General features: G+C 69.8%; 6 protein-coding genes and 1 pseudogene. 2 read left to right on the top strand and 5 right to left on the bottom strand.

Annotation, left to right across the window (positions count from 1 at the left end; translation table 11 throughout):
• The 4 genes and pseudogenes from ACIQFZ_RS41630 to ACIQFZ_RS41615 all read right to left on the bottom strand — a co-directional run.
• Window positions 1-217, bottom strand: a pseudogene (locus ACIQFZ_RS41630) (histidine phosphatase family protein); the annotation flags it as partial.
• Window positions 218-251: 34 nt separating this feature from the next.
• Window positions 252-545, bottom strand: coding sequence for a hypothetical protein (locus ACIQFZ_RS41625; RefSeq protein ID WP_402693788.1), 294 nt, complete (start codon window positions 543-545; stop codon window positions 252-254).
• Window positions 545-1,120 (bottom strand): DUF1259 domain-containing protein, encoded by a 576-nt coding sequence (locus ACIQFZ_RS41620; protein WP_402693787.1) that lies wholly within the window; start codon window positions 1,118-1,120, stop codon window positions 545-547. The genes ACIQFZ_RS41625 and ACIQFZ_RS41620 overlap by 1 nt, the downstream gene beginning before the upstream one ends.
• Window positions 1,121-1,142: 22 nt before the next feature.
• On the bottom strand, window positions 1,143-1,583 hold the full coding sequence (locus ACIQFZ_RS41615) for a hypothetical protein (RefSeq protein WP_402693786.1): 441 nt from the start codon (window positions 1,581-1,583) through the stop codon (window positions 1,143-1,145).
• 310 nt (window positions 1,584-1,893) lie between these two features.
• Between ACIQFZ_RS41615 and ACIQFZ_RS41610 the strand changes: the two genes are divergently transcribed.
• A complete protein-coding gene (locus tag ACIQFZ_RS41610; RefSeq protein WP_402693785.1) occupies window positions 1,894-2,370 on the top strand; it encodes an ATP-binding protein in 477 nt (158 codons plus the stop codon).
• An 860-nt stretch (window positions 2,371-3,230) separates the two neighbouring features.
• Window positions 3,231-3,398, top strand: coding sequence for a hypothetical protein (locus ACIQFZ_RS41605; protein WP_402693784.1), 168 nt, complete (start codon window positions 3,231-3,233; stop codon window positions 3,396-3,398).
• Between the two features lie 759 nt (window positions 3,399-4,157).
• Here ACIQFZ_RS41605 and ACIQFZ_RS41600 read toward each other — a convergent pair.
• Window positions 4,158-5,903 (bottom strand): S8 family serine peptidase, encoded by a 1,746-nt coding sequence (locus tag ACIQFZ_RS41600; protein WP_402693783.1) that lies wholly within the window; start codon window positions 5,901-5,903, stop codon window positions 4,158-4,160.
• Window positions 5,904-6,093: the final 190 nt, after the last annotated feature.

The following is a 6,093-nucleotide window of genomic DNA, read 5'->3' as shown; positions in this document are numbered from 1 at the left end:
AGGCGAGTACTTCGACGTCCCCAACGGGAACTCCTGTCCTATGGATCTTCACGATCCAATGATCAGGGTGTCCACGATCAAGGGGTAGGGCCCCCCCACGGAGCCGCTCCCCCAGCAGGGCGGCCTGGCGGCGGCCCTCATCCGTCAGTTCGCTCTCGTCCGGCGATGCCCCGCGGTGACGGGCGAGATAGAGGTAGCGGGCGGCCGAACCGGTCATGGGCGTGTCCTTCAGTGAAGTCGATCTTGCGGACTCACGGAGTGACGCCGACCCGCGCGGCCCGGTTCCACGGAGGGTGGACTCGGGCATCAAGCCGGATCAGCGCCTTGCGTGGCCGACGATGCCCGCCCTGCTCAATCGTTGGCCCGGTGGTCACCTGCTTGACGGCCTCGAAGCCGGTGACCAGCCAGGCGTCGGCATCGCCGTAGCGAAGCCGGATCCGCGTGTGGGGGGACACGCGACGCATCAGGTCCGCGAGCGCAGGGTCGAACTCCAGGGCTTCGCTGAAGTCGAACGACCAGATGATCGTCTCATTGTCCCCGGTCATCAGGCGGCTCCTCCGGGCATAGGCACGACGTTGGTGGTGTCCACGGCCCGGCGAAGGCTCTTGGCGAGCCTCACGGCATCGCCGACGGCCCAGTAGTGGACAAAGAACAGGCGTGGTTCGTCGGTCAGGTTGTGGTGATGCACCTCGACGAGTTCAACTCCGCCGAGCCGCAGGGCCACGAGAACGGGCTGGACCTCGCTGGCGATCATCACCAGGTCACCGCTGAGCGCGGCCCTTCCGCCGCCCAGCGGCTGGAAGTTGACGGAGGTGGTGGAGCCCAGGCCCGGAGGCAGGATCACAGGGCCGTCGGCAACGGTCTCACGGCGGACATACGTGCACTTGTAGATCTCTCCATCGGCGAAGCCCTTGACTCCCAGCGCGGCGTCGATCGCGGCGGTGTCCAGGTGGACGCGCGGCGAGGAAGTGACGGGTACAGAGGGTGGGGTGCCGGTGTAGTCGAGCGCGGCACGCAGACCGCGGGCAATGGCAACGGGGTCGTGGCCGTGGGCGTGCAGATGAACCCACCAGACATCCGGCTCGTGGGCGAGTAGGTGCTTGTGGATGGCGGTCTGCATGATCCCATGCACCTGCAGAACGTCAATGAAGCTCCGCCATCTTGAAGTGGCTGGTCAGCGGGGTGGCGTGACCTCGTTTCGGGGTGCTCGTGCTGGTCGTGGGCGGCAGTCTGTGTTGTAGATCGTCCGGCGGGGTGGTTTTGCCGATGAGTTCACCGTCCTCGAACGGTCTACCCAGCGACACGACCCAAAACCGGTCGACGACCGCGGCGTGGGCGTCACGGGCATCTTTCAGTGCCGGTATCAGCACATCCGTCTTCCCTGCCATGTTCTGCTCCTGAGCTCCGGGCGGCATGGCGCCGCGCACGACGAAGAGCGCCCGCCATCCGCCGCTCCGGCCGGGCAACCGAAACCCATCCTGCGAAAGCTTGCCGAAGATCGCCTGGCGAGCCAGCCACCGGGTGCGCCCCCTTATCAGCGTCGGAAAGTGGTGCAACAGTCGCCCGATCAGCGGCGACGACATCGCTGGGGCGTTCAAGGAGCAGCCCGGCAGCAACTGCGTCTCCGCCCTGCAGACCGTCGCCGTGGTCGTCTACATCGAGGTGTAGCGGCAAGGCGGGCGGGCCCGTGCACTCGCCACTGTCGTTAGGCGTCTGACCGGAGTACGGCCGCGCGTATAGCGGGTATGCGAATAATGCCCGCTTTTTTAGTCATGGCCGCGGGTAGGCCACCGTGAATGGGAGGTATTGGCCTGAATCCCCCTGGCGGCCGGGTCTCTTTACGCGGTTCAGCCGTCTTGCGGTCCGACAGGCGCGCCGGTCGTGGGAGGCGTCATGAGGTGGTCCAGCCGAGCGACGACGGCCGAGTCTCAGGTACTACCTCTGGGCCCGTGCCGCCGCGTCTTCAGCGTGCCGACAGAGCCGGCATCGGTTCATCAGGCACGCGTCTCCACTCAGGCGGCGCTCGCGGAGTGGGAAGTCGCGCCAGGTTCCGCTCTGGTGGACGCGGTGCTGCTGGTCGTCAGCGAGTTGGTCACAAACGCGGTGAGGCACACACATGATCGCTCTCCCAGCGCACAAGTCGTTATTACGGTAGGTGCCGATTACCTGGTGGTGGGTGTCGCGGACCGTGACCCGCACATTCCACCCACCACGCGCACGGACGCAGGAGAGGGCCTACGCACGGTTGTCGACCTCGCCAAGCTGTACGGAGGCGGAGTGACTGTTGCTCCGGTTAAACACGGCGGCAAGATCATCTTCGTCAGCTTCCGGTGCCCCGAAGCCCTCGCCTCGCACAATGCATCGCTGTGATCGTGGCCTGCAGCTCCCCCGCTTCCGTCTGGGTATCCCGCTCCTGGACCATGCCTGGAAGCCGCACAGCCCGTAGTCCACGCAATCGGGAGCGGCCGGGCAGCCCGGGCGGGCTGCAGGAACCGTCCCGCCCTCGCTGATAGGCCAGGGCCGGCGTTTTAGCGTCAGACCGCAGGCAGTCGCGGCGCCGACGTGGTCAGCCGGGTTGGCGCGGTCGCGTAGGCGGTCCGCGACGGTCGATGCGGCCTTGCCAATCGCGTCGGGGATGACGTGCCCGGGGCTGGCCTCCAAGGAGGATTCGTCGAGGAGGTCCTTGACGATCTGCAGGGCGATGCGGTTGCGGTTCGGTGAGTGCGGCGGCGAGTTTCTTGACCTGGTCCTTCTTGGCCTTTGCGGGGATGGGCGGGACGTACCACGCACTCGCCCAGGACGGGCCCGTGGGCGGCGAGGGCATCGCGCAGCTGGTCGTGGCAGGAGGTGGGGTCGTTGATGCGCACGCCCTGGGCGCCGCAGGCTTCGGCGAGCTTCACGAGCCGTAAGACAGTGGGAGCGGGCAGGATGGGGATCTCCGTTCTCGCCCGTGCGTGGGCGGGAAAAAGAGGGAGGCGCATCCCGAGCCGGACGTTGCATGGAGTGCGCCTGTAGCCCTCCTCGCCCTACACCTGCCGCCAGCCACCCGCCCATGACCCCGGAGCCCGTCGCCCGCAAAACGCGCAGTTCCGTTGGGCGAGGGTGCACCCGCTGCCGGTGAACGTCTCGCGGCGCAAGGATCGGGCTGCCGGGATGACGTTCGCGGCTACATGAGCAGTTGCACCCCCAGCACACGGACTTGATCAGGAAGACCAGCGCGGGCCTTCGCCGTGGTCATCAGCCTGCTCGCTGTCGCCGCTCTCGTCGCCCTCGTCTACCTGGCCTACTCGCGCCTCTTCGAAGTGCGCGAGGAACGCCGCAAGCGACGCCGCAACCTGGAGACTTGTCGGACTATCGGCATCCTCGGTCCCGGCGAACCCGACCATCCCACGCACTGAAGGACACCCCCATGTCGCACACCGCACGACCCCGAGGCGGCCCGGCACCCCGCCTGTTCGTCCTCCGCCGTGACCGGGACATCACGGGCGTCTCCGGGGTTGGGGATGTGGCCGATGGTGTGCAGTGGCCGGACGGCACGGTGGTCCTCCGCTGGCGTGAGCGGCCGGCGACTGCCATGTGAGACAACCTCGACGTAATGCTGTCCGTCCACGGCCACGACGGCGCCACCCGCGTCGTCTGGGCCGACACCGCCGAGAGCCGGGCCCAGGCAGCCGCCGACCAGGCCTACCGGCTCGCGGATCGATGGGAGGCCGCCCATAGCTCCACCATGTTCCTTGTGCGAGCCGCAGGCGCCGAGCGGCGTGACCTCCTGGACGGCTCTGCGGCCGCGGCCGGTAACGTCGTTCGCTCTGGTCAGAAACCGCAGGCCGCCGACGGGGACGGGGACGGCGTGGACGAGTCCGGGCTGCTCGTCACTGCCCAGTGCTCCGCGCAGCGCCTCGGCCACGACGAGCGCCCGCGCCAGTGCATCCGAGCAGCGCAGCATCGCGGCGATCACATCGATGAGCACGGCTTCCACTGGTCCGACACCGTGGCCGTCTACCCGGTGGGCGCCAGCGCCGAGCACCAGGCGCACCCTGGGTTCACGTGCGTCGAAGTCGATGCGACGCGGCCGGACTGGAACGTCCGCTGGAGCCGGATGGCACCCGCCCTGCCTCGGGGGCGGGTGCCATCCGGCTTTGCAGGCCGCAGAAGGACTACCCGGTCATGGAGGGGGCGAAGGGCGACAGGGCTGGGGCGAGCTGCATGCCCGGGGCCAGGCCGAGGGCGATGAGGGCGTCGGGCAGGCCGCGCCCGGTGCGGGCCGCGTCCAGTGTTCCCGGGGCGGCCAGTGGGCGGCAGCTGGCGGCGATGATCTCGAACAGGTGCTGCACGCGGCCGGGGCCGCGGGGCAGCAGCTGGCCGTGGAAGTCCTCGTGGTGGGCGAGAACGAGGGCGGCCAGGCCCACGATGTGGGCGGAGGCGGTGCTGGTGCCGTCGAGAGCCGTGTAGCCGCCCTGCGGGGCGCAGGAGAGGACCGACACGCCGGGGGCGGCCGCATTCACTGACGGGCCGTGGCAGCTGAACGGCGCGGCGAACAGTCCTTCCGGTGTCAGGGGCGGCCCTGTGTGGGTGGCCTGGGAGGTGTCGGGTGGGTAGGTGCCGAAGGCGCCCAGGGCGCCCACGGCGAAGACGGTGGGCAGCGAGGCGGGGAAGGCGACCGGTCCGCCGGTGTCGCCTGCCGGGGCGATGCAGGCGATGCCCGCCGCGGTGGCGTCGGCGAGTTTGCGGGAGACCAGAGCCGAGGGGTACGGGGTTGCCGCCTGGATGTGGGCGATGTCGACCTCGCGCTCGATGCAGTGGTCCAGGGCGGCGATCAGGTCGCTGAAGTGGCCGTCGGGCATCACCTGGCAGACGTCGAGTTCGGCGTCGACGGCGATGCCGATGATGCCCTTGCCGGTGTCCGCGCCGGCAATGATGCCGGCCGCGTGGGTACCGGTGCCGACCGGGTCGTGGGCCCAGCCGTCCTTCGTGCCGCGCACGAGGTCAGTGCCGGAGCGCACCCGCTGCTTCAGATCCGGGTGCTCTGCACTGACACCGGTACCGATGACAGCGGTCTTGATGCCGAAGGCGCGGAACGTGGGCGGCAGCCGGTCCAGCCGCATGGCCTGCTGGCCCCAGCCGTAACTCTGCCGCTGCTCCAGTTCCGGGTAGACCTTGGACAGCGGGGTGAGGGTGACGAGGTTGTCGTGGCTCTCCGACAGGTCGGGGCGGTGGATCCAGCGGTCGGTGTATCCGCCCTCGGGCCGGACGTACAGGGACTGGAGGGACTGCGCGGTCTCCGTCGCCAGGGTGATGGTGGCCCTCCCGTCGGCGGCGGTGATGCCCTGGCTCGGCCAGGCCGCCCCGATCAGGAACACCCCTGCGCCGGCCAGCGGTTCACCGTCGGGGCCGCAGACGCGCACCGAGATCTCCACGGGCTCCTCCCGCAGCGTGACCAGCCCCGGGTCGCGCAGCGGCAGCATCCCTGCGGCCGGCATGGCGGCGGGTCCGGTTGCGGACAGCGGCAGGTCCGGTTCGATGTGCACGTGCAGCGTCCGCATCGCCGGTACCTGGGCCTCGGCCGCCTCGACGACCACGAGTTCGGGGCAGGAGGGCTGCACTCCCGCCGACTGCAGCTTCCCCGACGGGGTGAGTCTGCGGACCACCGTGACCTCGGGCATCCTCTCCAGCCGGTCGCACACCGCGTCCATCTCGAGTTCAGGCACTCCCGGCGGGAGCAGATGCTGCGGCAGCGGGGCCACCATGAACCGCTGTCGGCGCGGCTGCACCGCGATCGGTGACTGCGCGCCCTTGCCGCGTGGCGCCGCCTCCTCCTTGCGGCCCGGCCCGCCGGCCCCTGCGCCCTCGGATTCACTCTCGCGGTTGCTTCCGGGCTTGTTTCCGGGCCTGTCCTTGACCATCACGTCCACCTTCACCACGCCTACGTCGGTTTTTGTGCTTCTGATCCGGATGACGGGCAGCTCCAGCTTCCACGGCTGTGGGGGGGGGGGGGGGGGGGGGGCCCGCCCCCCCCCCCCCGCGGGGGGCCCGGGGGGGGGGCGGGGGGGGGGGGGGGGGCCGGGGGCGCCCCCCCCAGCCGGGCGGGGGGGT

The organism is Streptomyces sp. NPDC093064, assembly GCF_044754605.1.
Classification (GTDB): domain Bacteria; phylum Actinomycetota; class Actinomycetes; order Streptomycetales; family Streptomycetaceae; genus Streptomyces.
This window is presented reverse-complemented; position numbering and strand designations above follow the sequence as displayed.

Excerpts from the sequence above, each read along its gene's own strand:
- ACIQFZ_RS41615 (WP_402693786.1), bottom strand. The coding sequence starts at position 1,583 with ATGTCGTCGCCGCTGATCGGGCGACTGTTGCACCACTTTCCGACGCTG.
- ACIQFZ_RS41625 (WP_402693788.1), bottom strand. The coding sequence starts at position 545 with ATGACCGGGGACAATGAGACGATCATCTGGTCGTTCGACTTCAGCGAA.
- ACIQFZ_RS41600 (WP_402693783.1), bottom strand. The coding sequence starts at position 5,903 with ATGGTCAAGGACAGGCCCGGAAACAAGCCCGGAAGCAACCGCGAGAGT.
- ACIQFZ_RS41620 (WP_402693787.1), bottom strand. The coding sequence starts at position 1,120 with ATGCAGACCGCCATCCACAAGCACCTACTCGCCCACGAGCCGGATGTC.
- ACIQFZ_RS41610 (WP_402693785.1), top strand. The coding sequence starts at position 1,894 with ATGAGGTGGTCCAGCCGAGCGACGACGGCCGAGTCTCAGGTACTACCT.